The 26,809-nt window shown below is 59.5% G+C and carries 23 protein-coding genes and 1 pseudogene; 13 read left to right on the top strand and 11 right to left on the bottom strand.

Going from position 1 to position 26,809, the window contains the following annotated elements; genetic code table 11:
* Window positions 1-58 precede the first annotated feature (58 nt).
* Complete coding sequence (locus tag ACOQOY_RS19345) at window positions 59-2,521, top strand: penicillin acylase family protein (RefSeq protein WP_420586955.1); 2,463 nt, start codon at window positions 59-61, stop codon at window positions 2,519-2,521.
* Between the two features lie 106 nt (window positions 2,522-2,627).
* Window positions 2,628-3,023, top strand: coding sequence for an ester cyclase (locus ACOQOY_RS19340; protein ID WP_420586954.1), 396 nt, complete (start codon window positions 2,628-2,630; stop codon window positions 3,021-3,023).
* A 3-nt stretch (window positions 3,024-3,026) separates the two neighbouring features.
* On the opposite strand, the gene hflX is transcribed toward ACOQOY_RS19340, so the two are convergent.
* The 4 genes from hflX to trkA all read right to left on the bottom strand — a co-directional run bounded on the left by hflX (window position 3,027) and on the right by trkA (window position 7,577).
* The gene (gene hflX, locus ACOQOY_RS19335) at window positions 3,027-4,298 is read right to left on the bottom strand and encodes a GTPase HflX (RefSeq protein ID WP_420586953.1); all 1,272 of its coding nucleotides are present in this window, start codon (window positions 4,296-4,298) and stop codon (window positions 3,027-3,029) included.
* Complete coding sequence (gene hfq, locus ACOQOY_RS19330; protein WP_010440340.1) at window positions 4,298-4,537, bottom strand: RNA chaperone Hfq; 240 nt, start codon at window positions 4,535-4,537, stop codon at window positions 4,298-4,300. Before hfq ends, hflX begins: the two co-directional genes overlap by 1 nt.
* Window positions 4,538-4,662: 125 nt before the next feature.
* The gene (locus ACOQOY_RS19325; RefSeq protein ID WP_420586952.1) at window positions 4,663-6,201 is read right to left on the bottom strand and encodes a TrkH family potassium uptake protein; all 1,539 of its coding nucleotides are present in this window, start codon (window positions 6,199-6,201) and stop codon (window positions 4,663-4,665) included.
* Entirely contained in the window at window positions 6,201-7,577 is a 1,377-nt protein-coding gene (gene trkA, locus ACOQOY_RS19320; protein WP_420586951.1) for a Trk system potassium transporter TrkA, read from the bottom strand. Before trkA ends, ACOQOY_RS19325 begins: the two co-directional genes overlap by 1 nt.
* 96 nt (window positions 7,578-7,673) lie before the next feature.
* Between trkA and ACOQOY_RS19315 the strand changes: the two genes are divergently transcribed.
* Entirely contained in the window at window positions 7,674-8,156 is a 483-nt protein-coding gene (locus ACOQOY_RS19315) for a hypothetical protein (protein ID WP_420586950.1), read from the top strand.
* Window positions 8,157-8,168: 12 nt separating this feature from the next.
* Here ACOQOY_RS19315 and ACOQOY_RS19310 read toward each other — a convergent pair whose 3' ends face one another.
* The 5 genes from ACOQOY_RS19310 to dusB form a co-directional block, all read right to left on the bottom strand.
* On the bottom strand, window positions 8,169-9,578 hold the full coding sequence (locus ACOQOY_RS19310; protein ID WP_420586949.1) for a sigma-54-dependent transcriptional regulator: 1,410 nt from the start codon (window positions 9,576-9,578) through the stop codon (window positions 8,169-8,171).
* Window positions 9,575-11,863: an ATP-binding protein gene (locus tag ACOQOY_RS19305; protein WP_420586948.1), complete on the bottom strand. Its 2,289-nt coding sequence runs from the start codon at window positions 11,861-11,863 to the stop codon at window positions 9,575-9,577. Before ACOQOY_RS19305 ends, ACOQOY_RS19310 begins: the two co-directional genes overlap by 4 nt.
* Before the next feature lie 99 nt (window positions 11,864-11,962).
* The gene (locus ACOQOY_RS19300; protein ID WP_420586947.1) at window positions 11,963-13,330 is read right to left on the bottom strand and encodes a response regulator; all 1,368 of its coding nucleotides are present in this window, start codon (window positions 13,328-13,330) and stop codon (window positions 11,963-11,965) included.
* A gap of 37 nt (window positions 13,331-13,367) precedes the next feature.
* Complete coding sequence (locus tag ACOQOY_RS19295) at window positions 13,368-14,435, bottom strand: two-component system sensor histidine kinase NtrB (RefSeq protein ID WP_420586946.1); 1,068 nt, start codon at window positions 14,433-14,435, stop codon at window positions 13,368-13,370.
* Complete coding sequence (dusB, locus tag ACOQOY_RS19290) at window positions 14,432-15,415, bottom strand: tRNA dihydrouridine synthase DusB (protein ID WP_420586945.1); 984 nt, start codon at window positions 15,413-15,415, stop codon at window positions 14,432-14,434. Before dusB ends, ACOQOY_RS19295 begins: the two co-directional genes overlap by 4 nt.
* Before the next feature lie 184 nt (window positions 15,416-15,599).
* Between dusB and ACOQOY_RS19285 the strand changes: the two genes are divergently transcribed.
* From ACOQOY_RS19285 to ACOQOY_RS19260, 6 genes are all read left to right on the top strand, one after another.
* Window positions 15,600-16,730, top strand: a complete 1,131-nt coding sequence (locus ACOQOY_RS19285; RefSeq protein WP_420586944.1) for a bifunctional 2-C-methyl-D-erythritol 4-phosphate cytidylyltransferase/2-C-methyl-D-erythritol 2,4-cyclodiphosphate synthase — start codon at window positions 15,600-15,602, stop codon at window positions 16,728-16,730.
* Complete coding sequence (locus tag ACOQOY_RS19280) at window positions 16,727-17,224, top strand: phosphatidylglycerophosphatase A (protein ID WP_420586943.1); 498 nt, start codon at window positions 16,727-16,729, stop codon at window positions 17,222-17,224. The genes ACOQOY_RS19285 and ACOQOY_RS19280 overlap by 4 nt, the downstream gene beginning before the upstream one ends.
* On the top strand, window positions 17,221-17,703 hold the full coding sequence (locus tag ACOQOY_RS19275; RefSeq protein ID WP_420586942.1) for a CinA family protein: 483 nt from the start codon (window positions 17,221-17,223) through the stop codon (window positions 17,701-17,703). Before ACOQOY_RS19280 ends, ACOQOY_RS19275 begins: the two co-directional genes overlap by 4 nt.
* A 149-nt stretch (window positions 17,704-17,852) precedes the next feature.
* Window positions 17,853-19,034 (top strand): ammonium transporter, encoded by a 1,182-nt coding sequence (locus tag ACOQOY_RS19270; RefSeq protein ID WP_420586941.1) that lies wholly within the window; start codon window positions 17,853-17,855, stop codon window positions 19,032-19,034.
* A 139-nt stretch (window positions 19,035-19,173) separates the two neighbouring features.
* On the top strand, window positions 19,174-19,854 hold the full coding sequence (locus tag ACOQOY_RS19265) for an orotate phosphoribosyltransferase (protein ID WP_420586940.1): 681 nt from the start codon (window positions 19,174-19,176) through the stop codon (window positions 19,852-19,854).
* A 235-nt stretch (window positions 19,855-20,089) separates the two neighbouring features.
* Window positions 20,090-21,577, top strand: a complete 1,488-nt coding sequence (locus tag ACOQOY_RS19260; RefSeq protein ID WP_420586939.1) for a replicative DNA helicase — start codon at window positions 20,090-20,092, stop codon at window positions 21,575-21,577.
* 1 nt (window position 21,578) lies between these two features.
* On the opposite strand, the gene ACOQOY_RS19255 is transcribed toward ACOQOY_RS19260, so the two are convergent.
* A complete protein-coding gene (locus ACOQOY_RS19255) occupies window positions 21,579-22,118 on the bottom strand; it encodes a GNAT family N-acetyltransferase (protein ID WP_420586938.1) in 540 nt (179 codons plus the stop codon).
* Between the two features lie 235 nt (window positions 22,119-22,353).
* On the opposite strand from ACOQOY_RS19255, the gene alr reads away from it, so the two are divergent.
* From alr to ACOQOY_RS19240, 3 genes are read left to right on the top strand one after another with little or no spacing between them, the layout of a single operon-like run.
* Window positions 22,354-23,388, top strand: a complete 1,035-nt coding sequence (gene alr, locus ACOQOY_RS19250; RefSeq protein WP_420586937.1) for an alanine racemase — start codon at window positions 22,354-22,356, stop codon at window positions 23,386-23,388.
* Window positions 23,385-24,167: an MlaE family ABC transporter permease gene (locus ACOQOY_RS19245; protein ID WP_420586936.1), complete on the top strand. Its 783-nt coding sequence runs from the start codon at window positions 23,385-23,387 to the stop codon at window positions 24,165-24,167. Before alr ends, ACOQOY_RS19245 begins: the two co-directional genes overlap by 4 nt.
* Window positions 24,164-24,910, top strand: a complete 747-nt coding sequence (locus ACOQOY_RS19240) for an ABC transporter ATP-binding protein (protein WP_420586935.1) — start codon at window positions 24,164-24,166, stop codon at window positions 24,908-24,910. Before ACOQOY_RS19245 ends, ACOQOY_RS19240 begins: the two co-directional genes overlap by 4 nt.
* A gap of 69 nt (window positions 24,911-24,979) precedes the next feature.
* On the opposite strand, the pseudogene ACOQOY_RS19235 reads toward ACOQOY_RS19240, so the two are convergent.
* A pseudogene (locus ACOQOY_RS19235) lies at window positions 24,980-25,692 on the bottom strand (IS5 family transposase).
* Between the two features lie 552 nt (window positions 25,693-26,244).
* Here ACOQOY_RS19235 and ACOQOY_RS19230 point away from each other — a divergent pair.
* The gene (locus tag ACOQOY_RS19230; protein WP_420586934.1) at window positions 26,245-26,697 is read left to right on the top strand and encodes a paraquat-inducible protein A; all 453 of its coding nucleotides are present in this window, start codon (window positions 26,245-26,247) and stop codon (window positions 26,695-26,697) included.
* Window positions 26,698-26,809 lie beyond the last annotated feature (112 nt).

Raw genomic sequence — 26,809 nt, 5'->3', positions numbered from 1 at the left:
GGACCGGCCATCCTCTAATCTTGCCGAAACAGGGATTAGACAGGATTGTGGGCGGTAAATGGGATTTGTGTTTCGCTGGCTTGTGCGTATTACCTCGGGCCTGATCCTGCTGGCTTTGGGCGCTGTGGTACTGGTGTATTTTCTGGCCAGTCAGTCGCTGCCCGACTACGACCAAACTGTCGAAGTCAAAGGGCTGAGCGCCCCGGTCGAGATCGTTCGTGACACTGCTAACGTACCTCATGTTCTGGCCCAGAATGACCCAGACTTGTTCTTCGGTTTGGGCTATGCACATGCGCAGGATCGTCTTTGGCAGATGACAGTCATGCGCCGCACCGCGCAGGGCCGCCTGTCCGAAGTCTTTGGCGCACGCACCGTGCATATCGACAAGCTGCTGCGCCGTCTGGATCTGTATGGGCTGGCGCACCGCTCGGTTGACGTGCAGGACGACTACACCAAAGCCGCGCTGCGCGCCTATGCCGCCGGGGTGAATGCACGGCTGGATGAGATTAACGAGGCCGCACTGGGCCGCGGCGCACCCGAAATGTTCCTGTTCAACGCGCCGGTTTCCCCGTGGCAGCCCGGTGACAGCATCGCGGTGATCAAACTGATGGGCCTGCAACTTTCGGGGCATCTGCAAGATGAAGTGCTGCGCGCCCGCACTTCTCTGATTTTGAACGACCCCGCGCGGCTGGCTGACATCTTGCCAGACGTGCCGGGCGCAGGCATCGCCGCCCTGCCCGAATATGCGACACTGTTTCCCGGCCTTCCCCGTTATGCGCACGGCACACCGACGCTTGAATCGCCACTGTCGCCGATCCCAAAACGCGGGTTGGCCGGAGCGTCCAACGCATGGACCGCCGCGCCCTCACGCTCGGCCAGCGGGAGTACATTGCTGGCCAATGACCCCCACTTGGGCTTCACCGCACCGGGTGTCTGGTATCTGGCCCGGCTGGAACTGGCCAAAGGTGGCGTGATCGGAGCCACCATTCCCGGCATCCCCGCCGTGATGACCGGACGCAGCGATCGTCTGGGCTGGGGCCTGACCTCGTCCTATCTGGATGATCAAGACGTCCATATCGAAAAACTGAACCCCGATAACCCCGAGGAATATCTGACACCAGACGGGTACAAAAAGTTCCGTTCGCGCCCTTCGATCATCGAGATCAAGGACGAAGCCCCCATCACCCTGACCCTGCGCTGGACGGAAAATGGTCCCGTCCTGCCCGGCAGCGACTATGATCTGGAAACGATCACACCACCGGGTCATGTGGCGTCACTGTCATGGACCGCGCTCAGCCCTCGTGACACGTCGATGTCGGCTTCCATGGCCCTGATGAACGCCGACAATGTCCGTCAGGCGATTACGGCAGCCGAGAAGTTCATATCGCCCTCGCAAAACCTGTCGCTGGTCGACAAGGACACAATTGGCATGAAGCTGATTGGCGCCATGCCCAAACGCGACCTGCGCAACCAAAGCCGGGGGCGTATCCCAACGCCCGGTTGGCTGGCCGAGAACCTTTGGCAGGGCCGCCTGCCCTATGAAGACAACCCTGAATTCGTGGCTCCTGCGGGCGGCATTCTGGGCAATACCAATAACAAGATCATCGACCGTCCATTCCCTGAACATGTCTCGTATGAATGGGGCGATACCCAGCGCGTGCATCGCTGGGAACGCCTGATGCAATCGCGCGAGGTCCACACCCGCGACAGCTTTATCGAAGCGCAGTTGGACACCGTCAGCTTCACCGCCCGCTCGCTGCTGCCGCTGATCGGCGCGGACCTTTGGTTTACCGGGGCCTCTGCACCCGAAGGCACGCCTGAGCGCCAGCGCCAAATCGCCTTGTCCCTTCTGGCAGAATGGAATGGCGAGATGAACGAACATCTGCCCGAGCCGCTGATCTATGCGGCTTGGCTGCGGGCGCTGCAAATCCGCCTGATTTCGGACGATCTGGGACCGCTGGCGGCAGAATACAAACATGTCGAACCGCTGTTCATCGAACGTGTCTATCGCGACATTGACGGCGCGTCGGTCTGGTGTGACGTGCGCCAGAGCGCCCCAACCGAGACCTGCACCGACATGGCGCGGCTGGCTTTGGACGACGCCATCATCTGGATTTCCGAGAACTACGGCACCGCGCTGGAATCCCTGCGTTGGGGCGACGCGCATCAGGCCACCCATGACCACCCGGTTCTGGGGACGGTCCCGGTGCTGCGCTTCTTCGTCAATATCCGCCAGTCGACCAGCGGCGGAGACAACACTCTGCTGCGCGGACGCACGTCTGGCGAAGGCAAGGATCCGTTTCAGAACGTCCACGGCGCGGGCTATCGCGGCGTGTATGATTTCGCCGACCCGGACAGTTCGGTCTTTATCACCGCCACCGGCCAATCGGGCCATTTCCTGTCGCGCTACTACGACGATCAGGCGCAGCTGTGGCGTCGGGGCGAGTATATTCCCATGTCGCTGGACCTCGATCTGGCCCGCGCTGCGGCCGTTGGCGTGACCAACCTGATCCCGCGATGATCGCAAGGTTTCGGCAAGACCTCGCCCCTTTTTTGCGCGGTCGTGGACGGAGGTGTCCGTTTTCGCCTACGATCTGCAAGCCAAAGACTTGGGACCGGGGGCACAGATGGCGAGCATTCGTGACATTCTGAACAATCTCGCACGCGATTACGCAATCGCCTGGAGCTCAGGCGACCCAAACGCGGTGGCCGAGTTCTTTGCGCCTGATGGGCAGATGATCATGAACCGAAAGGACACTCTGCAAGGACGCGCGGCCATTGCAGAGATGGCACGCGGGTTTCAAGCCGACTTTCCCGATCTGGAGCTGCGTTGCGACATGATGCGATGGGCAGGCAGCCATGCCATCTTTGTCTGGACGTTCGAAGGCCATCACGCCAAAACCGGCAACCACGTTCTCACACGCGGATGGGAAGAATGGGACCTGAACGAAGATCACAAGGTTCTATCATCGCAGGGCTGGTTTGATACCGAGGACATGCAGCGGCAAATCGACGGGGCCTGATGGTTAAAGCCCGGAAAACTGTGCCGCCTGCTTGTCGGTCCAAAGCACGGTGATCTCAAAACCGTCGTCCGTTTGATTTTCAGACCGAACCACATCCTGCCGGAACAGCCAGGCGCGTTTGTCGCCTTCGGCAAAGCTCAGGGCCAGGGTCTCTTCGCGACGGACGCCTTGCAACTTGGTGGCAATCTCGGCCAACAGCGGCTCGACCCCCTCGCCCGTCACTGCCGAGATGGCAAAGATCGACGGATCCCGGTCCGCGCGTTTGAATGCGGCCTCACGTTCGTCCTCGTTCAGCAGATCAATCTTGTTCCAAACTTCCAGTCGGGGCCGTTCATCATCCACGCCCAGCGAGGTCAGAATCGCCTCAACATCCTGCGCCTGCGCGTCGGTTTCCTCATGGCTGATATCGCGCACATGGACGACGATATCCGCGCCCAGAACCTCTTCGAGCGTGGCTCGGAATGCGGCGACCAGTTCCGTCGGAAGGTTCGAGATGAACCCCACTGTGTCTGACAGGATCACTTCGGGGCCATCGGGCAATTCAACCCGGCGCATGGTGGGGTCAAGCGTGGCGAACAGCATGTCCTTGGCCATAACCTCGGCCCCGGTTAGCCGGTTGAACAGCGTGGATTTGCCCGCGTTGGTGTAGCCAACCAAAGCGACAATTGGATACGGCACCTTGGCCCGTGCGGCGCGGTGCAGTGTGCGGGTCTTGACCACTTTCTGAAGCTGACGGCGCAGGCGTACCAGCTGTTCGTCGATGGCACGACGGTCGGCCTCGATCTGTGTTTCGCCCGGACCGCCAACAAACCCCAAACCGCCCCGCTGGCGCTCAAGGTGGGTCCAGGCCCGCACCAAACGCGTGCGCTGGTAGCTCAGCGCGGCCATCTCGACCTGCAACACACCCTCTCGGGTGCGGGCGCGGTCGCTGAAAATCTCAAGGATCAGACCGGTCCGGTCGAGGATCTTAACCTTCCACGCCTTCTCCAAGTTACGTTGCTGAACTGGTGTCACCGGCCCGTCGATCAGAACCAGTTCGATCTCAGCGTCATGCAGACGTTCGGCCAGTTCCTCGATCTTGCCACTGCCGAACAGCAACCCCGGGTGAGCGCGTTGCAGGCGCACGATTTCCGACCCGATCACATCCAGATCGGGCAAAGCGGCAGCCAACGCCACCGCCTCTTCCAGCGCTGGTTCCGGGACACGGCGCTGTTCATCTGATTTGATTTCCGGATGCAGCACCCAGGCCCGGGTGCGCGTCCTGTCATGTTCCATCAAGAGGCGTCTTCGCCCTCATACAGGCTGATCGGCTGCGACGGCATGATTGTCGAAATCGCGTGTTTGTAGACCAGCTGCGACTGTCCGTCGCGGCGCAACAATACGCAGAAATTGTCGAACCAGGTGATCACACCCTGCAATTTCACACCGTTGATCAGGAAAATTGTGACCGGGACCTTTGCTTTCCGTACATTGTTCAGGAACGCGTCCTGTAGATTCTGTCTGTCCGAAGCCATATTTCTATAATCTCGCCATTGTTCTTGCTACGCGCTGCGGACCAACGCGCTCCCTCCGGCAGAGTATGGAGCGGTATTAACCGAGTTTCCAGATTAAAAATAAGTCATTCGGCATGTGTTGAATCTCAGTCGCGCCAGAGGCTTGGCGTGATCAGCGCGATAATCGCCAGAGTTTCCAACCGCCCGATCACCATCGCCGCACACAGAGTCAGCTTGGCGCTGCCAGACAAATCCACGATCCGGATCGGAATATCCGTGGCCAGTTCGATCAGCGGGCCTGTCGTGCTTAGCGCTGCGACGGTCAACACCATGGCCTGCTCGAACCCCGCCCCCATCATCGCCAAGAGCAAGTTGAACAAGGCTGCCGTCAGCGCGAACATCATCAAAAAGATCCACGCAATGAACGCCCCGTCGCTTTGAATACGCCGATTGCCGCCTCCCACACCACTGACCGATGAGGGGTAGATCAGCCGATCAATCTCGCGCGCGCCGTTCAGATACAGGGCAAAAACACGCAACAGTTTGACCCCACCCGCCGTGGTGGCAACTCCGCCACCAATCAGGGCCAGCCCCATCAGGATCAGACCCGGTGTCCCTAGTCCCGACAGTTGCTGCGCATCGTTCCAGTTGGCGCTTTCAAACCCGGCAGTCGTAAGGAATGAGAGCACCGTGAACACCATCCCCCAGGCCACATGCACCGCCTCCAGCGGCTGCACTGTTCCTCCGATCTCATTCACCCCGGCCAGCACCCGGAAGAACAACAGCGCCGCCACGGCGATCACGATCATCAGACCGATCCTGAATTCGGGGTCTTTGTCCAGCCGCGAATAGCCGGTGGTCGCGGTGTCTGCCGAAAAGGTCAGCCGTGACAGGGCGAAGAACAGGAACAGAAACAGGATCGCCTCACCCGTGATTCCCGCCTGCGCGCCTTCAAGCCCGCCGACCGGAGAGATGCCGGAAGTGGCCATGGTGGACATGGCGTGACAGATAGCAGTCAGGCCCTGCTCTCCCGCGATCAGCAGCAGCAACCAGATCACCGCCGTCAACCCCGCATAAACCGGCGTTAGTGTTCGGGCCACGCGGATCAAACGCCCGCGCGGATCGACCAGTTCACTTTGCGCGGCACCGGATACCGGGCGCCCGGGTTGTCCGCGCGCGGTGACCTCAAACCCGCCCAGCGACAGCGGCGCCAGAATCGCGGCGGCGGATATCCACATCAACAAGCCGCCCATCCAACCCACCAACGCACGCCACAGATGCAACGGAGCTGTCAGCCGGTCAGGGTCGGGAAAGATATCTGCGCCCGTGGTCGTCAACGCGCTGACCATATCGAAATAGGCATTCAGAAAGATGGTGTTCCCCAGCGCATCATGCAGGGGAAGGGCCAGAAACAGCGGCAAAACGGTAAAGCAACCCAACAGAACCGCCAACTGACCCAGCGTGCCCCGGCGCGGCACCCGGTTCGAGGATGCCAACGCAATTGAGGCCACCACAAACAGCCCCAACAGCCCCGAATAGAAAAACGAGCGCGAGGCTGCGTGGTCGTCCAGCGCCAGCGCATAGATCGCCGGTATCCACATCGACAGAGCAAACACCGCCCAGATCAGCAGGAACAGTGGCAACCGTCGCATCAGCCCGATCCGTTGTGTTCCCGCTCGCATCATCAGAAGAAATCTATCGAGACCTGCATCAACCGCTCGACCTCGGGCACGTCCTTGGCCATGGCAAAGATCGACACAACGTCCTTCTCTTCGATCCGAAGACTACCTGTCGGACGCAGCAGCTCGTCACCTTTCAGAACCGCCCCGACCAGAACACCTTCGGGAAAGTCAATGTCGCGCAGCCGCTGCCCGGCCATGGGCGAAGTCGACAGGACCTCGGCCTCGATCACTTCGGCCTCGGCATCGCCGATAGAGTAAACCTGCCGCACGCGCCCATGACGAATATGACGCAGGATCGAGCTGACGGTGGTGGCGCGCGGGTTGATATAGGCGTCGATACCAAGCGGCCCCATCAGCGCCACCATGCTCGGATCGTTGATCAGCGCAATCGCCAACGCGCAGCCCTCGGCCTTGGCCCGGACTGCAGCCAGCATATTGGCACGGTCATCATCAGTGACGGCCAGCATCGCATCGGCGCGTTCGATCCCGGCCTCGCGCAACAGCGCAGCATCCAGCCCGTCGCCATTCAGAACAATCGTGCGTTCCAGCGACTCGGCTGCCTGTTCGGCGCATTGGCGGTCGCGTTCGATGATCTTGGCGCGAACCCGGCTTTCGCGTTCTTCCAGCGTGCGCGCGACTTCAAGCCCGACATTGCCGCCACCGACGATCACCACGCGATCCTGCTTCTTCTGAACCTTGCCAAAGACCTCCATGGTGCGGGCAACGTCCTGAACACCACTAAAGACATAGCATTCGTCCCCGACAAACAGCTGATCTTCGGATTCCGGCGCAAACAGGCTGCCTTCGCGCCGCACCCCCACCACGATCGCGCTGAGCGTCGAGAAAAGGTCGGTCAGTTGCCGCAGGGGCGTGTTCACGATGGGGCAGTCTTCTTCGATGCGAATACCCAAAAGCTGCGCCTTGCCGTCCATAAACATCTCGGTGTCAAAGGCCGCGGGCGCAGACAGGCGGCGCATGGCGGCCGCAGCCACTTCGCGTTCGGGGCTGATCACAACGTCGATGGGCAGGTGATCGCGCCGGAACAGGTCCGAGTGGATCGCCTGAAGATAGGATTTCGACCGCAACCGCGCGATCTTACGCTGAATGGCGAACACCGAATGGGCCATCTGACAGGTGACCATGTTCACCTCATCCGAATGGGTCGCTGCGATGATCATGTCGGCATCCCGCGCCCCTGCCCGGTCCAGCACGTCGGGATAGCTGGCGAACCCGGCAATGCCCTGTACATCCAGCGTCTCGGTCGCGCGGCGCACCAGATCGGGGTTGTTGTCCACCACTGTCACGTCGTTCAGTTCGCCCGACAAGTGCCGCGCAATCTGCCAGCCAACCTGACCGGCACCGCATATGATGACCTTCATGTTCCTGGCCCTTCTGCCTGAATGGTTTGAATGACAGATGCCCCCAAAGCGGTCAATTGATTTGTCATCCCCGCGCAGCTGGGGCAAGATAAGTGCATGAAAACAGTGCTTCGTTTGCTACTTCCCGTGATGGTCCTGTCCGCGTGCGAGGGTCCGCTGTCGCTGTATTACCGCGAGGGCGAAAGCGTTTCGCGTCTTCAGACCGAGACAACGCAGTGTCAGGTGAACGCGGCCAACCAGGTGCCGGTGGCCAATCAGGTGCGGCAAAGCCCGCCCACCTACTGGCCCGGCCGCACCTATTGCGACGGTCGCGGCCATTGCTATCGCTCACCCGGATGGTGGCAGCCCGGACGGGTCTATACCGTGGACGTCAACCAGGGCTTGCGAAATGAGGTCGAGACCCAGTGCATGGCCCAAAAAGGCTATCGCCCGATCAGCCTGCCGCCCTGCAAGCAAAGCGTCAGATCACAGGCACCCGCTGTAGCGACAACGACCTTACCGCCGCTGACCACCCAGTCGTGCTATGTGAAACTCGACAGCGGCGCGATCCAGATACTCAACCCCGGTCAGCCCGGGTAAAGGCCCGGCGGATTATTCCGCCGGTTCCGGTTCGTCCAACTGCGCGACCCGAGCGCCCGATTTGTTCGAAGTCACAACCCCCAGGGATTTCAGTTTGCGGTGCAGCGCGCTGCGCTCCATCCCGACAAAGCTGGCGGTACGGCTGATATTGCCGCCAAAGCGATTGATCTGGGTCAGCAGGTATTCGCGCTCGAACGCCTCGCGCGCCTCGCGCAGAGGCAGGGTCGCCAAGGCACCGGACAGGACCACGCGGCCGGATTCGTCGGCTTTTTCCTCTTCTGCCGGAAGTTCCCGCGCCTCAATCGGGCCAGAGCCGTCGCCGAGGATCAGCACACGTTCGATCAGGTTCTTCAACTGACGGACGTTGCCGGGCCAGGTCATTGTCTGCAACAGCGCGACCGCCTCTTCCGAGATTTCGCGCATCGTTAGACCCTGCGTCTCATTACACATCTCAATGAAATGCTGCGCCAGTACCGGGATATCCTCGCGCCGTTCTTCCAGAGACGGAACCGCAATCGGCACCACGTTCAGACGATGGTACAGCTCTTCACGGAAACGGTCGGCGGCGATTTCCTCCTCCAGATCGCGGTTGGTCGATGAAATCACCCGCAGATCGACCCGCACCTTGTCCGAACCGCCCACGCGCTGGAACTGCTGGTCAACCAGCACACGCAGGATCTTGGACTGCGTTCCCAGCGGCATGTCGGCCACTTCGTCGAAATAGATCACGCCGCCATGCGCCTCTTCCAGCAGGCCAGACTCGATACCGCGTTCCGAGGATTCGCGCCCGAACAGAACCTCTTCGACCCGCTCGGGCTCGATCCCGGCGCAGTTCACCGTGACGAAGGGCGCGTTGGCGCGGTTCGAATGGGCGTGAATATACCGGGCGGCGATTTCCTTGCCCGACCCAGCCGGGCCGCTCAGCATCACGCGGCCATTGGATTTGGTGACCTTGTCCAAGTGGCTCTGCATCGCACGAAAGGCGGCGGACTTACCGATCATGTCGGAACTGGTGACCTCTTTGCGCTTCAGCGAGGCATTCTCGCGGCGCAAGCGAGAGGTCTCCATCGCGCGGCGGATCACCACCATCAGCTGGTCGATGTTAAAGGGCTTTTCGATAAAGTCGTATGCCCCCTGCTTGATCGCCGCCACCGCAATTTCAATGTTGCCATGGCCGGAAATGATCACCACCGGAACATCCGGGTTGTCGCGTTTTACTGCCTTCAGAATGTCGATCCCGTCCATGCGGCTGTCCTTCAGCCATATGTCCAGAATCAACAGCCCCGGCGGTTCCGAGTTGATCGACGACATGCACTCGTCCGAGTTTGCCGCCAGCCGGGTGGAATAGCCTTCGTCCTCCAGAATATCGGACACAAGCTCGCGAATATCGCGTTCGTCATCTACGATCAGAATGTCGCTCATCTTTGGCCTGCTTTCAGTTTATTGGTTTGAATTGCCTGCTTTTGTGGCGCTGCGGTTGGGGATAAATTCGCCCCCGGCAAGCGGATCACGGCCATTGCGCCAAAATGGTCCTGTCCGGCAAAGACGGGCGCATCTTCAAGCGTGAGCGCTCCGCCATGTTCTTCGATAATCTTCTTGACGATGGGCAGGCCAAGACCGGTGCCCTCGTCCCGTGTGGTCACATACGGCTCGAACAGCCGTGCCCTGTCTTCAGGCAGGCCGATGCCGTTGTCTGCGATGGTGATAACCGTACCCGCGTCATCGCTGGTCACGTCCACATTGATCTGTGGCTTCAGGTTTTCAGGTGGGCCTTTCTGTTTCAGCGTTTCAATGGCCTCACCGGCATTCTTGATCAGGTTGGTCAGCGCCTGATTCAACATGGTTGCATCGACATCCGCCAGGATCGGTTGATCCGGAAGCGTTGCTTCAATCTGAACGTCCGGCTGCCCGGCCTGCTGTAACAGCACCGCCTCGCGCACCAATCCAACCACATCCTCTTCGTGGCGGTCCGGTTCTGGCATCCGCGCGAATTTCGAGAATTCGTCGACGATCCGGCGCAGGTCATTGGTCTGCCGCACAATCACGTCGGTCATGGATTCCAGGCTATCGCAATCCTCTTCATCCAGCTTGCGAGAGAACTTGCGCTTTATCCGTTCCGCGCTCAGCTGGATCGGGGTCAGCGGGTTCTTGATCTCATGCGCAATCCGGCGGGCGACGTCACCCCACGCGGCCATACGCTGCGCGCTGACCAGATCGGTCACATCGTCAAAGGCCACCACATAGCCCTCAAGCCCGCCATCCTCGCCCCGTCGGGTGGCCATCCGCACCAGCAGGTTCTCTGCCCGCCCCTTGCGGGTGACTTTAATCTCGCCCTGCACGGCCTCTTGCCCGCTGTCCTTGAGACTTTCAAACAGAGGCAGGAATTCCGGCACCGCGATACCGATGGCCAGTTGCTCATCGGCGTGCGACCAGTCCAGAAGCCGCTCGGCCGAACGGTTCACGAACGTTACGCAGCCATCCGGGTCCACCCCGACCACGCCGGACGTTACCGAGCTGAGAACCGAATCAAACAGGCGTCGACGGCGTTCAATCTGGCGGGTGTTCTGCAACAGAGTATCGCGCTGCCCTTTAAGTTGTCGTGTCATCTGGTTGAAATAACGGCCTAACATCGCGATCTCGTCATCGCTGGCCTCTTCGATCACCTGTACGCTCAGATCGCCCGCACCGACGCGCTGCGCCGCTGTCGTCAACCGCCCAACCGGACGCGAGAGGCGCTCGGCGAACCACATGCCCAGCGACATCGCCGCCAGAATCAGGATCACCGCAAATCCCAGATAGAGCAGACCAAATTCAAACAGCACCCTGCCTCGGTCGCTTTCCAATTGCTGGTAGAACTGCGCCGTTTCCTTGGTGTCATCCAGCAGGGTCAGCAGCTGACCGTCGACTTCTCGGCTGACATACAGGTACCTGTCCAGATAAGCCTGCAACGGAACGAGGGCGCGGAACTCACTATTCTGCCAATCCGCGATGATCAGCAGGCCGCTATCCGCCGCCTCTATCATCTGGTCCGGCGTCGGGGCTTCATAGTTGAACAAATAGGACCGATCCCCACGTGACCGGATTTCTCCACTACCATCAATGACATATGCCTCACGCAGGCCGCGTTGAATCTGTCCCTGTCCTTGCGCCAGAACCTCGCGCAATTCTGCGTCAGAGACGAAATAGTCCCGCGACCGCGCAGCATCGAGGAAACGCGCCAGCACAACCGCATCCTGTGTCAGGCCCTCGCGGTGTTCTTGTTCGTACGCTTCCGCCGCTGTCAGGGATGACCCCACCACCTGACGCACCCGGTCCGAGAACCAACCTTCAAGGCCGATATTCACTGTCAGCCCGGCGAAGATCGCAACCGTCACCGTGGGCACCAGTGCCAGTAAGGTGAAGGCACCGATCAGACGAAGGTGCAGACGGGACCCTGCCGATTTCGCCCGGCGTGCGGCGATCAGGTTAAAGACTTGCCCCAGAACAAGCGCCGCAACGACCAGCACATAGACAAGATCAGCAAGCAGGATCAGCCGCAGCGTTGGCGCGGTTGCCCCAAGATCAAACGGACCGATGACAAGATAGGTGGCAAGCGCCAGCGCTGGCCCAAGAAGAACCAGCCCCAAGGTGCCGAAATTGCGCAGTTTTCGGGATTTCCGCCACCGATTGATGGAAAGAACCAGCCCGCTCTGTGCTCGGGTTGCCACCGTCTGCCCTCATTCTGATGTGCCGCTTGCGCGGCTTACCGCCGTATTTTGTGGTCTTTCCCGAGTGCGAACCCGGATGCCACGCTTTGTGTGGCGATATTACATCAGTTTGCGGCGGCGTGTCACCTGAATATCGAGGTCCGTGATCTTTTTCCGCAGCGTATTCCGGTTAATCCCCAGAAGATCAGCACATTTTGCCTGATTTCCGCCGGTTGCATCCAGGGCGATTTCGATCAGAGGTGCCTCAACCTCGCGCAGGATACGCTGATACAGGCCCGGAGGCGGCAAAAGATTGCCATGCAGGTCGAAATACCGGCGCAAATGGCGGGCAACTGAGGCCGACAGTTTTTCGCGTTCCCCGCCGCCCAGAACCGGTTCGGCCTCGGGCTGGCTGCCCAGAACGGCTTCGACCTCGGTTTTCGATATCTCATCTGCGCGGCTGGTCAGGCCAAGGCGGCGAATGGCGTTTTCCAATTGCCGCACGTTGCCGGGCCACGAATAGCGCCGGACCAGTTCCACCGCATCCGCGCTAAGCCAGCGTTTGGTGCCGTGTTCCCGCTCTTCCCGCGACAGAAAGTGATCGGCTAGCAGCGTGATATCGTCCACCCGTTCGCGCAGCGCGGGGACATGCACCGTCGCCCCGCAAAGGCGGTAATACAGATCCTGACGCACCCGCCCGCTCTCCATCGCTTCGGTCAGGTCGGTCTGGCTGGTGGCCATGAACCGGGGCATGTGGTCGCCGGGCGTATCCATCATCCGCACGATACGGGCCTGCAACTCGTCCTCGATATCAGCAATCTCGTCGATCAGAAGGGTCCCGCCACGCACCCGCGCCATAACCCGAGCCGGTCCCTCCAAATCGCGTAAATCAGCCGCCGTTACGGTAACAAACGGCAATGTGCGCCGGTCCGAGAAATCGTGAATAGCGCGCGCAATCAGAGACTTGCCCGTCCCGCTTTCCCCAGAGATGATCACAGACAGATCGGTGTTCATCACCCGCGCGACCAACCGATACAGCGCTTGCATGACCGGTGTACGCCCGACCAGCGGCAGCTCTTCGGGGCGTTCTTCTGTCGTTTCGCCCACTTCGTTCTGCACGCGTTGCTTTTGTTCCAGCGCGCGCGCCGTCCGCTTCATCAGATCGGGCAGATCGAAGGGTTTGGGCAGATAATCATAGGCATCGGCCTCAGCCGCCTGAATGGCCGTCATAATCGTATTCTGGGCCGAGATTACGATGACCGGCAAACCCGGCCGATCCTGTGCAATCTTGGGCAGCATCTCTAACCCATTCCCGTCCGGCATCACCACGTCCGAGATCACCACGTCACCCTTGCCCTCACCAACCCAGCGCATCAGCGTGGTCAGCGAGGATGTGGCGTGAACTTTGCACCCCGCCCGCGTCAGGGCCTGAGTCAGAACGGTGCGGATCGTGCGGTCGTCATCTGCGACCAGTACAGTGCCATCCATCGGGTGCTCTCCTTATTTTCGTGCTCTTATCGGCTGTTTAAGTTGCGTCTTTTGGTGCTCGCCTCAGCGAGATGCGGAACACCGTGCGGCCCGGAACCGAGTCGGCGGAAATCCAGCCGTCATGGTCCGAGATGATCTTGCTCACCAGCGCCAGCCCTAGGCCGGTGCCATTTTCCTTGCCCGATACGAACGGGTCGAAGATGTCGCTGCGGATTTTCTCGGGCAGGCCAGGACCGTCGTCGATGATCTCGATCTGCAACGGCAGCGAATGACCCGAACCGTCACTGCGGCGCAAGCGGAAGGAATGTTCGAAGTAGGTCCGCAGGCGAATGGTCCCACCTTTGGGGTCTGCAGCTTCTGAGGCGTTCTTGAGCAGGTTCAGAACCACCTGTAGGAACTGATCCGGGTCGCCATAGGCCAGCGGCAGCGACGGATCGTAATCCTCGATGATCGTCATATGCGCCCCAAACCCCAGCAGCGCCGAACGGCGCGCGCGGTCCAGAACGTCGTGGATGTTGACCGGTTTGAAATCGGGCTGCGACAGGTTGCCGAACTGTTCAACCTGCTCCAGAAGCTTCACGATGCGACGGCTTTCAGCCACGATGAGATCAGTAAGTTCAAGGTCTTGCGGCGGGATATTCATGCTCAGAAGCTGCGCGGCCCCAGTGATCCCAGCCAGCGGGTTCTTGATCTCATGCGCCAGCATTTCAGCCATGCCAATCGCCGATTGCGCTGCCGATTTCACCGTGTTGCCGCGCGTCATTCGTCCTGCCAGTTCGCGCGGCGAGATGATCATGATCATCGACCCCGGATGCCCAACCAGCGGTGCAATTTGCAGCGCGCATTGCAGCGGTGCACGGTTACCCGATCCGGCATCCACATCGTTGACGAACAGCGGCGTTCCCTGTTCCCTTGCGCGCTCAAAGGCTTCCTCTAGCGGGGCATCCACCGCGATCTGATCCCAGACCGGATGCCCAATTACGGCCTTGCGTGAGGCGTTCAAAAACCCCTCACCCGCGGAATTCACATCGGAAATCCGATCGTTGGCATCAATAATGAAGGCGGGAACCGGCAGCGAGGTCCAGATGCTTTGATCCGAGGTCATGCGGCCACCTCTGCGCCCGGCGTCAGCGCATCGCCCAACAGGCGCAGCACCTCAGCAGTATCGCGTGAGGTCAAAACGGCGCGGCGCAGGGCTGCGGGCGTTCCGGCCTCATCCATGTACCAACCCAGATGTTTGCGCGCGACGCGCAGACCGAGGTCCGTGCCGTAGAACTCCAGCATCGCCTGATAATGCGCGCGCACCATTTCGGTCAGCTCATTACCCACCGGAATTTTGGGTTCGACTTCGCCGTAAAGGTCATGGCAAATCTGCGCCAACAGCCACGGCTTGCCCTGCGCGCCACGTCCGACCATTACCCCGTCTGCACCGGATTGGTCCAACGCGGTGCGGGCCACAGTCGAATCCACGATATCTCCATTGGCGATAACTGGAATCGAGACCGCCTCTTTTACGGCCCGGATCGCCTGCCAGTCAGCACTACCCTTGTAAAACTGGCACCGGGTCCGGCCGTGGATCGTGACCATACGAATGCCCGCGTCCTGGGCTCTGCGCGCGACATCGGGCGCGTTCAGCAGATTGTCATCCCAGCCCAACCGGGTTTTCAGAGTGACCGGAACATCCACGGCCTCAACCACCGCTTCGATCAAAGTCAGCGCGTGGTCCGGCGTTTTCAGCAAGGCGGACCCGGAATAGCCGTTGGTCACTTTTTTTGCCGGACAGCCCATGTTGATGTCGATCACCCGCGCGCCGCGGTCGGCGACCTGACGAGCAGCCTCGGCCATCCAGTGTGCCTCGCGACCGGCCAATTGCACGGCGGTGTTCTCCACATCTGCCGACAATTCGGCCCGTTCGCGCACGCCGGGCTTGGCCTGCACCATCTCCTGACTGGCGACCATCTCGCTCACGACCATGCCCGCGCCAAAGCGCATCACCAGATCGCGGAATGGCCGGTCGGTGATTCCGGCCATTGGAGCCAGCAGTACTGGCGGGTTCAGGGCTTTGTCAGCGAGTTGCAGAGTCAACGTGCTTAATCCTTGGGCAGTTGCGGCTGTGATATCGAATTGAGCGCATATGAACAACAAATCGGCGACCATCAAGCCCGCAAAATCATCACTTGCTTAATTTTTAGGCACAATTACGCGGGTGATTGCCTCTGCATTCACCGCACCCTAAACATTGCCCTCAAATCACCGGAGATCACGCCCCATGACCACCGCCGCCATCATCGTCGCCGCAGGACGCGGGCAGCGCGCCGGAGGGAGAGTTCCCAAACAATGGCGCGCGTTGGCTGGACGACGCGTGGCCGACTGGACCATTGAGAAGTTTCGGGGACGCGTGGACCACATCGTGCTAGTTCTGTCGGAAGAGGATCAGGGCGCATGGGACGAATTTTCAGGCACCGATCTGATTCTGACCCAAGGCGGCAGTGATCGATCCGGGTCCGTGCGCAACGGGTTGTCGGCCCTTGACGCGTTTGCGGTGCAAAAAGTTCTGATCCACGACGTTGCACGGCCGTGCGTCAGCACTCAGATCATTGAACAGGTTTTGGACGCGCTGGAGACCCAGCAAGCCGCCGCACCGGGGCTTGCGGTAACGGATGCGCTTTGGACCGCGGACGGAACCGTTGTCACCGGCACTCAGGATCGCACTGGTTTGTTTGCGGCACAGACACCGCAGGGCTTTCACTATGACGCCATCGTCGCGGCACACGCCGCACACCCCGGAGGCGCCCCCGATGACGTCGAAGTTGCCCGCGCGGCCGGGCTTGAAGTGGCCATCGTGCCGGGCGATGCAGACAATATCAAAATCACACGGCCTGAGGATTTTTCTAGGGCGGAACGCATATTGGGAACGGATATGGATGTAAGGCTGGGCAACGGGTACGACGTGCATCGGTTTGGCGACGGGGATCACGTGATCCTGTGCGGCGTGAAAGTGCCGCATGACCGAGGGTTGCAAGGCCATTCAGACGCGGATGTGGGCATGCACGCCGTCACCGACGCGATCTATGGCGCGCTGGCGCAGGGCGATATCGGCCAGCACTTCCCGCCCTCGGACCCACAATGGAAAGGTGCCGCAAGCCAAATCTTCTTGCGTCACGCGGTCGAGCTGGCCGGTCACATGGGATACCGCATTTCGAATGTCGACTGCACGCTGGTCTGCGAACACCCCAAGATCGGCCCCCACGCGCCCGCCATGCGTGAGGAAATGGCGCGCATCATGGGGCTGCGCGCGGATCAGGTCTCGGTCAAGGCGACCACTTCGGAAAGGCTGGGCTTTACCGGCCGCAGCGAGGGGATTGCCTCGCTGGCTACCGCCTGTCTGGTGAAGCCATGACTGCCGCGCGCATGATCGGAACCGTCTGCGGTGTTGGATATCTGCGCCCCGCTCCGGGGACGTGGGGATCGCTCGCCGCCCTGCCCTTGGCTTGGATACTACATACGCTGGGCGGGTTTCCGTTACTCGTCATCGCGACCCTTGCCGTATTTTTTGGTGGTCTATGGGCCACGCGCGTGATGACAGAGGGTCAGGACAATCACGACCCGTCCGAGATCGTCATTGACGAGGTTGCCGGGCAGTTCATCGCGCTTTGGGCGATCTCTTACCCGTCCTGGGCGCACGGGATCGAGATCACGGCCCTGTGGCCCGGCTGGGTCGCGGGATTCGTCCTGTTTCGCCTGTTCGACATCACCAAACCCGGCCCCGTTGGTTGGGCCGACCGGCGCAATGACGCGATGGGCGTCATGCTGGACGATGTGATCGCTGGCGTTCTCGCTGCGATTGGCGTTCTGATCCTTGCTGGCATCGCGCACGGGGTCATGGGCCTGTGACAGTCGCCGAACTTCTCGACCGCGCCAAGGCGCAAGGCGTGATGATCGCCACCGCCGAGAGCTGTACCGGCGGCATGGTCGCGGCGGCCCTGACCGATATCCCCGGCAGTTCTGCCGTGGTCGAGCGTGGTTTTGTTACTTATACCAACACCGCCAAGCAACAGATGCTGGGCGTGCAAGCTGAAACTCTGGACGCGCATGGCGCCGTCTCTGAACAGGTCGCACGCGAGATGGCCGAAGGCGCGCTTAGGAACTCGGGCGCGCAGCTTACAGTATCCATCACCGGCATCGCAGGCCCCGGCGGGTCCGAGTTCAAGCCCGAAGGTCGGGTCTGCTTTGGCCTTGCCGCTGACGGCGTACCAACCCGCACGAAAACAGTGGAATTCGGCGCGCTTGGCCGCGAAAAGGTACGCATGGCGGCGCGCGATCACGCGCTCGAGATGCTGTCTCAGGGCCTTTTCACTCTCGCCCAAAAATAAAGCGAATAGCCAAAAGTGATGCACATTTAATCACCACTTGCAAAAAAGCCCGCAAGATAGGCGCTAAATTCCAACCTTGCCTCTTTTTTCCTCAACCGCTCTCCGCTTCAACACGCCGCGAAAGTTGAAGACCAAGAGGAGACCGGCCGATGAATGGAGCCGATACCGCCTGGATCATCGTGGCAACCGCCCTGGTCCTGTTTATGACACTGCCGGGCCTCGCCCTGTTCTATGGCGGCCTCGTGCGCGCCCGCAACGTGCTGAGCGTTTTCATGCACTGTTTCAGCATCGCCTGTTTGATGAGCATCCTGTGGCTGGTCGCCGGGTACTCCATCGCATTCGGCGACGGCGACAGCGGCCTGTGGGGTGGTCTGGGCAAAGCGTTCCTGAACGGCGTCGATGCCGACAGCCTGTCAGGCACCCTGCCCGAGGTTCTGTTCTTTGCCTTCCAGATGACCTTCGCCATCATCACCCCCGCCCTGATCGTTGGCGCCTATGTGGAACGAGTCGGTTATGGCTTTGTCATGATCTTCTCAGGGCTGTGGATGCTGCTGTGTTACGCCCCTGTCGTTCACTGGATTTGGGGCGGCGGTATGCTGACCGACGGAGGTATTCTGGGTGAAATCGGCGTACGCGACTTTGCAGGCGGCATCGTGGTCCACGAAACCGCAGGTCTGGCCGCATTGATCATCGCAGTGGCGCTAGGGCCGAGGCTGAACCGTACCACGCCTCCGCACAATCCCGGATTCGTAATGGTAGGCGCTGCGATGCTGTGGGTCGGCTGGTTCGGCTTTAACGGCGGTTCGCAATTGGCCGCTGACGGCGGAGCGGCTACGGCGATGACAGTCACGCATATCTCGGCTGCAACCGCCTCTCTGACATGGGCGCTGTACGAGCGGATTAAATATGGCAAGGCCTCGATGGTGGGTCTGGTTACAGGTACCATTGCCGGTCTGGCTTCGATCACCCCAGCCTCGGGTTATGTCGACCCGGTGCAAGCACTGATCATCGGTGCTGTTGCTGGCGTACTGTGCCAAGAGGCCGTCAACGTCGTTCGCAACATGCTGAACATCGACGACACGCTGGACGTTTTTGCGGTTCACGGAGTGGGCGGTATCTTTGGTACCATCATGATCGCTGCTTTTGGCCTTGGCAGTTGGACGGCACAGCTGGGTGGTTTGGTTATCGTGGGTGTCTTTACGGCAGTTATCACATTTGTGTTGGTGAAGGTGGTTGCGCTCATCACCCCGCTTCGCGTAGACGCCGAGACCGAAACAAACGGGCTCGACCTGTCGGTACACGGCGAGCGGGCCTATGACATGAGCAGCTAAGCCCACCTTAGCGTGCTCTGCCCGTAAGGGCGAAAAGCGGACCTCTTGAGGGTCCGCTTTTCTTTTATCGCCCTCTCGACTCCGGGTCCACGGTCGGGCTATCAGCCCGCAACGTGTTTTCAGCCCCGAGGTTTGCGCCATGATCCCCAGTTCCTTTCCCGACAGCACCGAAATCGCCCGCCTGACCGCGCGTATGCTGCTGGAGATCAAAGCCGTCCACTTCAATTCGCGCGAGCCATTCACGCTGGCCAGCGGCCTGCCCAGCCCGACCTATATCGACTGCCGCAAGCTTATCTCATACCCGCGTATCCGTTCGACCCTGATGGATTTCCTGACCATCACAGTGATGCGCGACGCGGGTTTTGAGGCGTTCGACAATATCGCAGGTGGTGAAACCGCGGGCATCCCCTTTGCCGCCATGGTGGCCGAGCGTATGGCCCTTCCGATGACCTATGTGCGCAAGAAGCCGAAAGGCTATGGCCGCAACGCCCGCATCGAAGGCGCGATGAGCGAGGGTGAGCGTGTACTGCTGGTCGAGGACCTGACCACCGATGGTGGCTCGAAACTGTCCTTTGTCGATGCGATCCGCGAAACCGGCGCCACTTGCGGGCACACGGCAGTCATCTTCTACTACGGCATTTTCCCTGAGACCGAGAAAACGCTGGGCGATCACGGCGTACAGCTGCATCACCTGTGTACCTGGTGGGACGTTCTGGCTGAAGCCAAAGCGCAAAAGGCCTTTGACGAAGAGACGCTTAGCGGTGTCGAGGCCTTTCTGAACGACCCACGCGGTTGGCAAGAAGCCCACAAATCTTCTTAAACGGCCTGTGCATAAGCTGGGGGTAACTCGATACAGAATCGCCCCCTGACCTCTCGCATCTTGTGCGGCTGATGATAGGCCGTACTAAATATTGCGTGGTGAGGTATTTTTTGGCAGAGTTGTCCAAAGTTATCCCAAGCTGAAGGAAAGTTATACGCGACTTATCTTCAGACATTTACAGATGGCCCAAGCAGGGTCTGATTGATTAGAACTGCCGCAGGGCAGCGGGGACAAAATGAACGAGATAAGCAGTATCGAGCAGGCAGCGGCACAGATTCAGAATGCCGAAACCATGCCGCACTCCATTGAGGCTGAGCAGCAGCTTCTGGGTGCGATCCTCACAAACAACGATCTGTATGACCGGGTCGCCTCGATCATCGGGGCTGAGCATTTCTATGATCCGGTTCATGCTCGCATCTACGAAGTGGCAGCCAATCGCATCGCCAAGAATGCGCTCGCCTCGCCCGTGACCCTGAAATCCTTTATGGCCGAAGATGAAGGCCTGAAGGAACTGGGCGGTCCGGCCTATCTGGTCAAACTGGCCGGGGCGTCGATCAGTGCCTTTGCGGTGCATGACTACGCCCAGATGATCTATGACCTCGCCATCCGGCGTGAGTTGATCCGGCTGGGCCGTGACATCTCGGACAAGGCGGCGCGGGTCGATGTGTCCAGCGAGCCGAAGGAACAAATCGTCGAGGCCGAGCAACAGCTTTATCAGTTATCCGAGCAGGGCCAGACCGAACAGGGATTTCAATCCTTCCTCAAGGCGGTCACAGAAGCCGTCAACGTCACCAACGAAGCGTACCAGCGCGGTGGTGGCATGGCGGGGATTTCCACCGGTCTGGCCGACTTGGACAAACAGCTCGGGGGCCTTCACCCGTCCGACCTGATCATTCTTGCGGGTCGTCCGTCGATGGGTAAAACCTCGCTGGCGACCAACGTGGCGTTCAACGTGGCCAAGGCGTACAAGCGCGGCACCAAACCTGATGGCTCTGAGGGCGCGATTGATGGCGGCGTGGTCGGGTTCTTCTCGCTTGAGATGAGCGCCGAGCAGTTGGCGGGCCGGGTTCTGGCCGAAGCTTCCGAGATTTCCAGCCACAAGATCCGTCAGGGTGACATGACCGAGGCCGAGTTCCGGCGTTTTGTCGATGCGGCCAAGGAACTTGAGGCTTGCCCCCTGTTCATTGACGACACCCCCGCGCTGCCGATTTCTCAGTTGGCCGCGCGCGCGCGGCGATTGAAGCGGACCCATGGGCTAGACCTGCTGGTGATCGACTATCTGCAACTGTGTCGCGGCATGGCCGACAACCGCGTCAACGAAATAGCTGAGATTTCGATGGGCATGAAGGCCATCGCCAAGGAACTGAATATCCCCGTCATCGCCCTGTCCCAGCTGTCCCGTCAGGTCGAAAGCCGGGATGACAAACGCCCGCAGCTATCTGACCTGCGGGAATCGGGCTCGATCGAGCAGGACGCCGACGTAGTGATGTTCGTATTCCGTGAGGAATACTATAAAGAACGCGAAAAGCCCGGCGATCACGAGCTGGAAAAGATGGAAGAGTGGAAGCAGGCCATGGAACGTCTGCACGGCAAGGCCGAGGTCATCGTCGGCAAGCAGCGCCACGGCCCTATCGGCACTGTTGAACTCTCATTCGAGGCGCAGTTCACCCGCTTTGGCAATCTGGTCAAACCCTGGCAACAGGACGGTCAGATCGAGTATTGATCTACCAAAGCTCTGGCCTGTCAAACGCACTGACACAACGTGACGGGCCAACAATTGGCGCATCACTGTCAGTCAAAGACTGCCCCAGCCAGCCATGTGGCTGGCTCAGCGGCATCGGCGCGCGAGCAAACGCCTCGGTGATCTGTTGAAACCCGGTCTTCGCGTAGTAGGCCGGGTCACCGTAGGTCACAGCATAATCCACATCCTTTTGCCGTAAATTCTCTAACCCGAACCCGATCAGCTTTTGCCCGATCCCGGTTCTTTGCTGATCCGGTTTGACCGCCACCGGCGACATCAGGAAGACCTGACGCGGGTCGTTCTCGTAGGTAACGCGGGAGAAGAAAATGCAGCCCAGAACTGTGGCCCCATCGGCCGCTACATATCCAAGCAGATCATCTTTTGGCGTCGTTGAGATCAAATCTTGAACCAGACCTCGAATGGCTTCGCCCTCATCCGCGCCTTCAGATGCGGCAAACGCATCCCGAAACATTTCGGGGATCGCTGCGCCCCATCTCTGATGACCAAATGACAAGTTCAGCATGATTTCGAATCCCGGCGCAGTCACGTTGATTTGAGGTAAACGGTACTGCCGCCCAGCATCTGTTGATTACCCCGCAGACACAATGCCCTGAGCGCGGCCAAAAGGCCCGGATTGTCACAAAGTTGCTCATCACACTGCGTGTGTTGCCACAAGCCGCTCAGCATTCGGATCAACTCCGCACGAATTGTGGAATTCCCCCCTTGACCTGCCGCGATCCAATGTCATGAACAGTGCCATGAGTACCGCACGCTTAACGATCAATCTCCATGCCATCGCCAGCAACTGGCGGGCATTGGATGCAAAGACAAAAGTAGAAACCGGAGCAGTTGTCAAAGCGGACGCATACGGCCTTGGCGCCGGCCCCGTTTCTGCGGCGCTGGCCGAGGAGGGCGTGCGCAAATTCTTTGTTGCTGCCGCCGAAGAAGGCGCCGCTGTGCGTGAGGCCGTCGGCCCCGGACCCGATATTTTTGTGTTCTCGGGGTTCATGGAGGGCGACAACGGTCTTCACTTTGCCAGCGGCCTGACCCCCCTGATCAACTCGCCGGAACAGTTCAAACGCCTACAGCAGGCAATGCCTGACCTTCCCTTTGGGATTCAATTGGACAGCGGCATGAACCGGCTGGGGCTGGAACCCGCCGACTGGGCCGAGCTGCGCCAAACCGGCGAACCGCTGAACCCGGTCGTGGTCATGTCTCATCTGGCCTGCGGGGATGAGCCTGATCACCCGATGAACCAGCAGCAGTTGAAGACGTTCCGCGAGATGACCGATGGTGTTACAGCGCCCCGGTCTCTGGCCGCCACGGGTGGCAGCTTGATGGGACCAGAATTCCACTTCGATTTCTGCCGCCCCGGCGTTGGCCTCTATGGCGGCATGCCCTTTGCCGACGCAAAACCCGTGGTGACGGTCGATCTGCCGGTCATTCAGGTGCGCCCTGTCGCGGTCGGAGAGACTGTCGGTTACGGCAACAGCTGGGTTGCCCGGCGTCCGTCGCGGATTGCCACCGTGGCCGCCGGATACGCCGATGGCCTGCACCGCGCAATCGGGGGCGGCATCGACACCTTTGCAGGTGATCAGCCCTGCCCTGTAGTGGGTCGCATTTCGATGGATCTGATCACAGTCGACGTCACCGACCTGCCCGAAGACCCCGAGCGTCTGCGCATTCTGAACGGCCACCAGACAGTCGATGATCTGGCCGAGGCCGCTGGCACCATCGGGTATGAAATCCTCACATCGCTTGGCGCGCGCTATTCCCGGGGCTACGTGGAATGAACCCTCTTTCTCTGCTGGGCGGTCTGGGCCGCGCGGTTCTTCGCTTTTTTGCCACTTTCGGCAAAGTCACGCTGTTTGCGCTGGATGCGATCTCGCACATCTTCCGCCCACCCTATTACCCGCGTGAATTCATGGTGGCGCTGATGAATGTCGGCTGGCTGTCCTTGCCGGTCGTCGGCCTGACCGCCATTTTCACTGGCGGCGCGCTGGCCCTGCAAATCTACGCAGGCGGCGCGCGTTTTAACGCCGAAGCGGTGGTGCCACAGATTGTTGCCATTGGTATGGTACGAGAGCTTGGCCCGGTGCTGGTCGGCCTGATGATCGCAGCACGCGTGACCTCGTCCATCGCGGCCGAGATCGCGACGATGAAAGTGACCGAGCAGATCGACGCGCTGGTCACTCTGTCCACCCATCCCATGAAATACTTGACCGCCCCGCGCGTTCTGGCCGCACTTATCACCGTGCCCTTGCTGGTCGGGATCGGAGATATCATCGGCATCGCAGGCGGTTATGTCGTCGCGACCCAGAACCTGGGTTTCAATCCCGCGACGTACTTGCTGAACACGGTCAATTTCCTTGAGACACGAGATATCGTGTCCTCACTGGTCAAGGGCGCCGCGTTCGGCCTGATCGCAGCCGTGATGGGCTGCTATTATGGCATGAACTCGGGCCGTGGCGCGCAGGGTGTGGGCCGGGCTACCAAATCCTCGGTCGAATCCGCTGCAATCCTGATTCTGGCCGCCAACTTCATTCTGACAGGGGTGTTCTTCTCGCTATGATCCGGATGGAGAACGTGCATAAGGCTTTTGGTGACAACCACGTGCTGCAAGGCATGAGCTTGGACATCCCCAAAGGCACCTCGATGGTCATTATCGGAGGGTCCGGCACCGGGAAATCGGTGGCGCTGAAATGTATCCTCGGCCTGATCAAACCCGACAGTGGCATGATCTATGTCGACGGCAAAGACGCCAGCAAGGGCGACCGCGACAAGTTTCTGGCCCGGTTCGGGATGCTGTTTCAGGGCGCCGCGCTGTTTGACTCGCTGCCCGTCTGGCAGAACGTCAGCTTCCGCCTGCTGCGCGGTCCGCTGAAGCGTCCACCGGAATACGCCCGCGAGATCGCCATCGAAAAACTGCGCCGCGTGGGTCTGAAATCCGACGTGGCCGACCGCTTTCCCTCGGAGCTATCGGGCGGGATGCAAAAACGCGTCGGTCTCGCCCGCGCCATCGCCGCCGAGCCCGAAATCATCTTTTTTGATGAGCCCACCACAGGGCTGGACCCGATCATGTCCGGCGTCATCAACGACCTGATCCGCGAGATCGTGACCGAGATGGGTGCCACGGCGATGACCATCACCCACGACATGAGCTCGGTCCGCGCGATTGCCGACAACGTCGCCATGCTGCACGGAGGCGTCATCCAATGGACCGGCCCGGTCAGCCAGATGGACGCGTCCGGTGATCCTTACGTGGAACAGTTTATCAGTGGGAGCGCGGAAGGACCGATTGAGGCAGTGCGGTAGTTATCAAGAAACTGAAACTAATGCCGGCAATCCACTTAGATTTGCGATTGAATTAGGGTCTGTTGACAATCAGCGTGCGGCGACGAGCATAGCGCAGAGGTGCCAGTTAGCAGCGTAACTGATGTCGGTCTTGTCGTATCGCGTTGCTATACCTCTGAATTCCTTGATCTTTGCGAAGTAATTTTCAATCAGATGACGCCACTTGTACATGTGGGTATCGTAGTCTCTCAGCATTTTTCGGTTCGATTTTGGCGGGATAACAGCAGTAGCGCCGCGCTCATCAAGGTCTTTCAGAAGCCAATCAGAATCGAAGGCTTTGTCGGCCAGCAAAGCTCCGAAGGAGACATCCTGGATCAGGGGAGCAACTCCTTTCATGTCGTGTGCTTGCCCCGGTAGAAGCAGAAAACGGAACAAGTTGCCGAGCGCATCGACCAGGGCCACAATCTTGGTCGTCAGCCCGCCGCGAGAGCGTCCGATGGCTTGATGCTGAGTCCCCCTTTTGCGCCCGACGCCTTCTGATGGACTTGCACAATTGTTCCGTCGATCAGAGCGTATTCGAGGTCGGGCTCTCTGCTTATAGCATTGAAAAGACTCTCAAACACACCGGCTTTGGCCCATCGACGAAAGCGTTTGAAAACCGAATTCCAGTTACCGAAATCCTTGGGTAGGTCACGCCATGGCGCGCCTGTTCGTACGCGCCAAAGTACCGCTTCCATGAACCGTCGATTATCCTGACCCGTCGCCCCCGGGTCACCGGCCTTGCCGGGCAGGAGCAGCGCCATCTTCTCCCAAAGATCATCCGAAATCACAAAACGGTTTTCGTCCATTCAAACCTCCATTTTGGAAACTTGAATCAGAGTTCAGACAAATTGTGAATCCCAAATGTCAACAGACCCTAGCCAGTCGGTTGAACATTGGGCGGTTTTGGATAACCTCAGCACTCAACGGCCAAAAAAACGCTAGGAGGCGACCAGTTACTATGCCTACCAACGGTTTGGCGAAGTTTTTTCAGCTTTTGAAAGAATATTTGGCCTTCAATTCCTTACTTTTAAAGCTTGTCGCGATTGTAGCACCTGTAGCTATCTACAAGTTTGTTTTTCCCGATAGCTACTACGAAACCCGTTATTCTTTGCTTTTCGACTTTTGCCTTTATTTCATCCTTCCACTCCTGTTCTTGAACATGCTTTGGAAATTCATCAAAGTGAAGAAAAGCAATAGCCCCAAAAATGGTTAGCGGTACCTTAGCTTTCAAAGAGGCTTAGCAGCCAACGTATGTCACTCTTCGATTGAGCGGCCGGACTACTGGGCCCCAACAAGACTACTGGACTGTGAATATGACCCTCCGCCTCGCCACCCTCTCCCTCCTGATCCTCTACCCCATCGCGTGGTTCGCCCCTCTGATGCGTGCAGGCTTTCTGCCGATCTTCGGCCTCAGCGAAATCAGCGTCATCACCGGTCTCCAATCGCTCTGGAAATCCGACGTCTTCCTGGCGCTGATCGTCACCATCTTCGCCCTCTTCGCGCCTTATATCAAAACCATCGGCACCGCCCTGATCCAATGGGACCTGCTGGATGCCCGCGTCCAGCCCGCGCTGAACATCCTCGGCAAACTAGCCATGGCCGACATTTTCCTGATCGCGCTCTACATCACGCTGGCCAAGGGCATTTCCTACGCCACCATCGAAACCGCTTGGGGCCTATACCTCTTCACAGCCTGCATTTTGGCCTCAATCGCACTGGGCCATATTACCGAGATGACATCCAGATCACGAAATCCTCAGAGCTAATTGATTGAAAACACTAATCTGAGTATCATCTTAATATTTCGAGCAGCAAGTTTTGTAGTTTACGGGTCCGTAGCGGATCGTATCGTGTGTTTGATTGTTCTCCGCTTCGGCC

It is taken from the genome of Ruegeria sp. (genome assembly GCF_965221235.1).
Classification (GTDB): Bacteria; Pseudomonadota; Alphaproteobacteria; order Rhodobacterales; family Rhodobacteraceae; genus Ruegeria.
The sequence above is the reverse complement of the archived record's forward strand: the minus strand, read 5'-3'. Positions and strand labels throughout refer to the sequence as shown.

Bases quoted from the DNA above. Each gene is read 5' to 3' on its own strand.
- ACOQOY_RS19300 (WP_420586947.1), bottom strand. From the start codon at position 13,330: ATGGATGGCACTGTACTGGTCGCAGATGACGACCGCACGATCCGCACC.
- ACOQOY_RS19245 (WP_420586936.1), top strand. From the start codon at position 23,385: ATGAACCCTCTTTCTCTGCTGGGCGGTCTGGGCCGCGCGGTTCTTCGC.
- ACOQOY_RS19260 (WP_420586939.1), top strand. From the start codon at position 20,090: ATGAACGAGATAAGCAGTATCGAGCAGGCAGCGGCACAGATTCAGAAT.
- ACOQOY_RS19340 (WP_420586954.1), top strand. From the start codon at position 2,628: ATGGCGAGCATTCGTGACATTCTGAACAATCTCGCACGCGATTACGCA.
- ACOQOY_RS19270 (WP_420586941.1), top strand. From the start codon at position 17,853: ATGAATGGAGCCGATACCGCCTGGATCATCGTGGCAACCGCCCTGGTC.
- ACOQOY_RS19255 (WP_420586938.1), bottom strand. From the start codon at position 22,118: ATGCTGAACTTGTCATTTGGTCATCAGAGATGGGGCGCAGCGATCCCC.
- hfq (WP_010440340.1), bottom strand. From the start codon at position 4,537: ATGGCTTCGGACAGACAGAATCTACAGGACGCGTTCCTGAACAATGTA.
- hflX (WP_420586953.1), bottom strand. From the start codon at position 4,298: ATGGAACATGACAGGACGCGCACCCGGGCCTGGGTGCTGCATCCGGAA.
- ACOQOY_RS19325 (WP_420586952.1), bottom strand. From the start codon at position 6,201: ATGATGCGAGCGGGAACACAACGGATCGGGCTGATGCGACGGTTGCCA.
- ACOQOY_RS19265 (WP_420586940.1), top strand. From the start codon at position 19,174: ATGATCCCCAGTTCCTTTCCCGACAGCACCGAAATCGCCCGCCTGACC.
- ACOQOY_RS19285 (WP_420586944.1), top strand. From the start codon at position 15,600: ATGACCACCGCCGCCATCATCGTCGCCGCAGGACGCGGGCAGCGCGCC.
- trkA (WP_420586951.1), bottom strand. From the start codon at position 7,577: ATGAAGGTCATCATATGCGGTGCCGGTCAGGTTGGCTGGCAGATTGCG.
- alr (WP_420586937.1), top strand. From the start codon at position 22,354: ATGAGTACCGCACGCTTAACGATCAATCTCCATGCCATCGCCAGCAAC.
- ACOQOY_RS19315 (WP_420586950.1), top strand. From the start codon at position 7,674: ATGAAAACAGTGCTTCGTTTGCTACTTCCCGTGATGGTCCTGTCCGCG.
- ACOQOY_RS19230 (WP_420586934.1), top strand. From the start codon at position 26,245: ATGACCCTCCGCCTCGCCACCCTCTCCCTCCTGATCCTCTACCCCATC.
- ACOQOY_RS19345 (WP_420586955.1), top strand. From the start codon at position 59: ATGGGATTTGTGTTTCGCTGGCTTGTGCGTATTACCTCGGGCCTGATC.
- ACOQOY_RS19295 (WP_420586946.1), bottom strand. From the start codon at position 14,435: ATGACCTCGGATCAAAGCATCTGGACCTCGCTGCCGGTTCCCGCCTTC.
- ACOQOY_RS19310 (WP_420586949.1), bottom strand. From the start codon at position 9,578: ATGAGCGACATTCTGATCGTAGATGACGAACGCGATATTCGCGAGCTT.
- ACOQOY_RS19280 (WP_420586943.1), top strand. From the start codon at position 16,727: ATGACTGCCGCGCGCATGATCGGAACCGTCTGCGGTGTTGGATATCTG.
- ACOQOY_RS19240 (WP_420586935.1), top strand. From the start codon at position 24,164: ATGATCCGGATGGAGAACGTGCATAAGGCTTTTGGTGACAACCACGTG.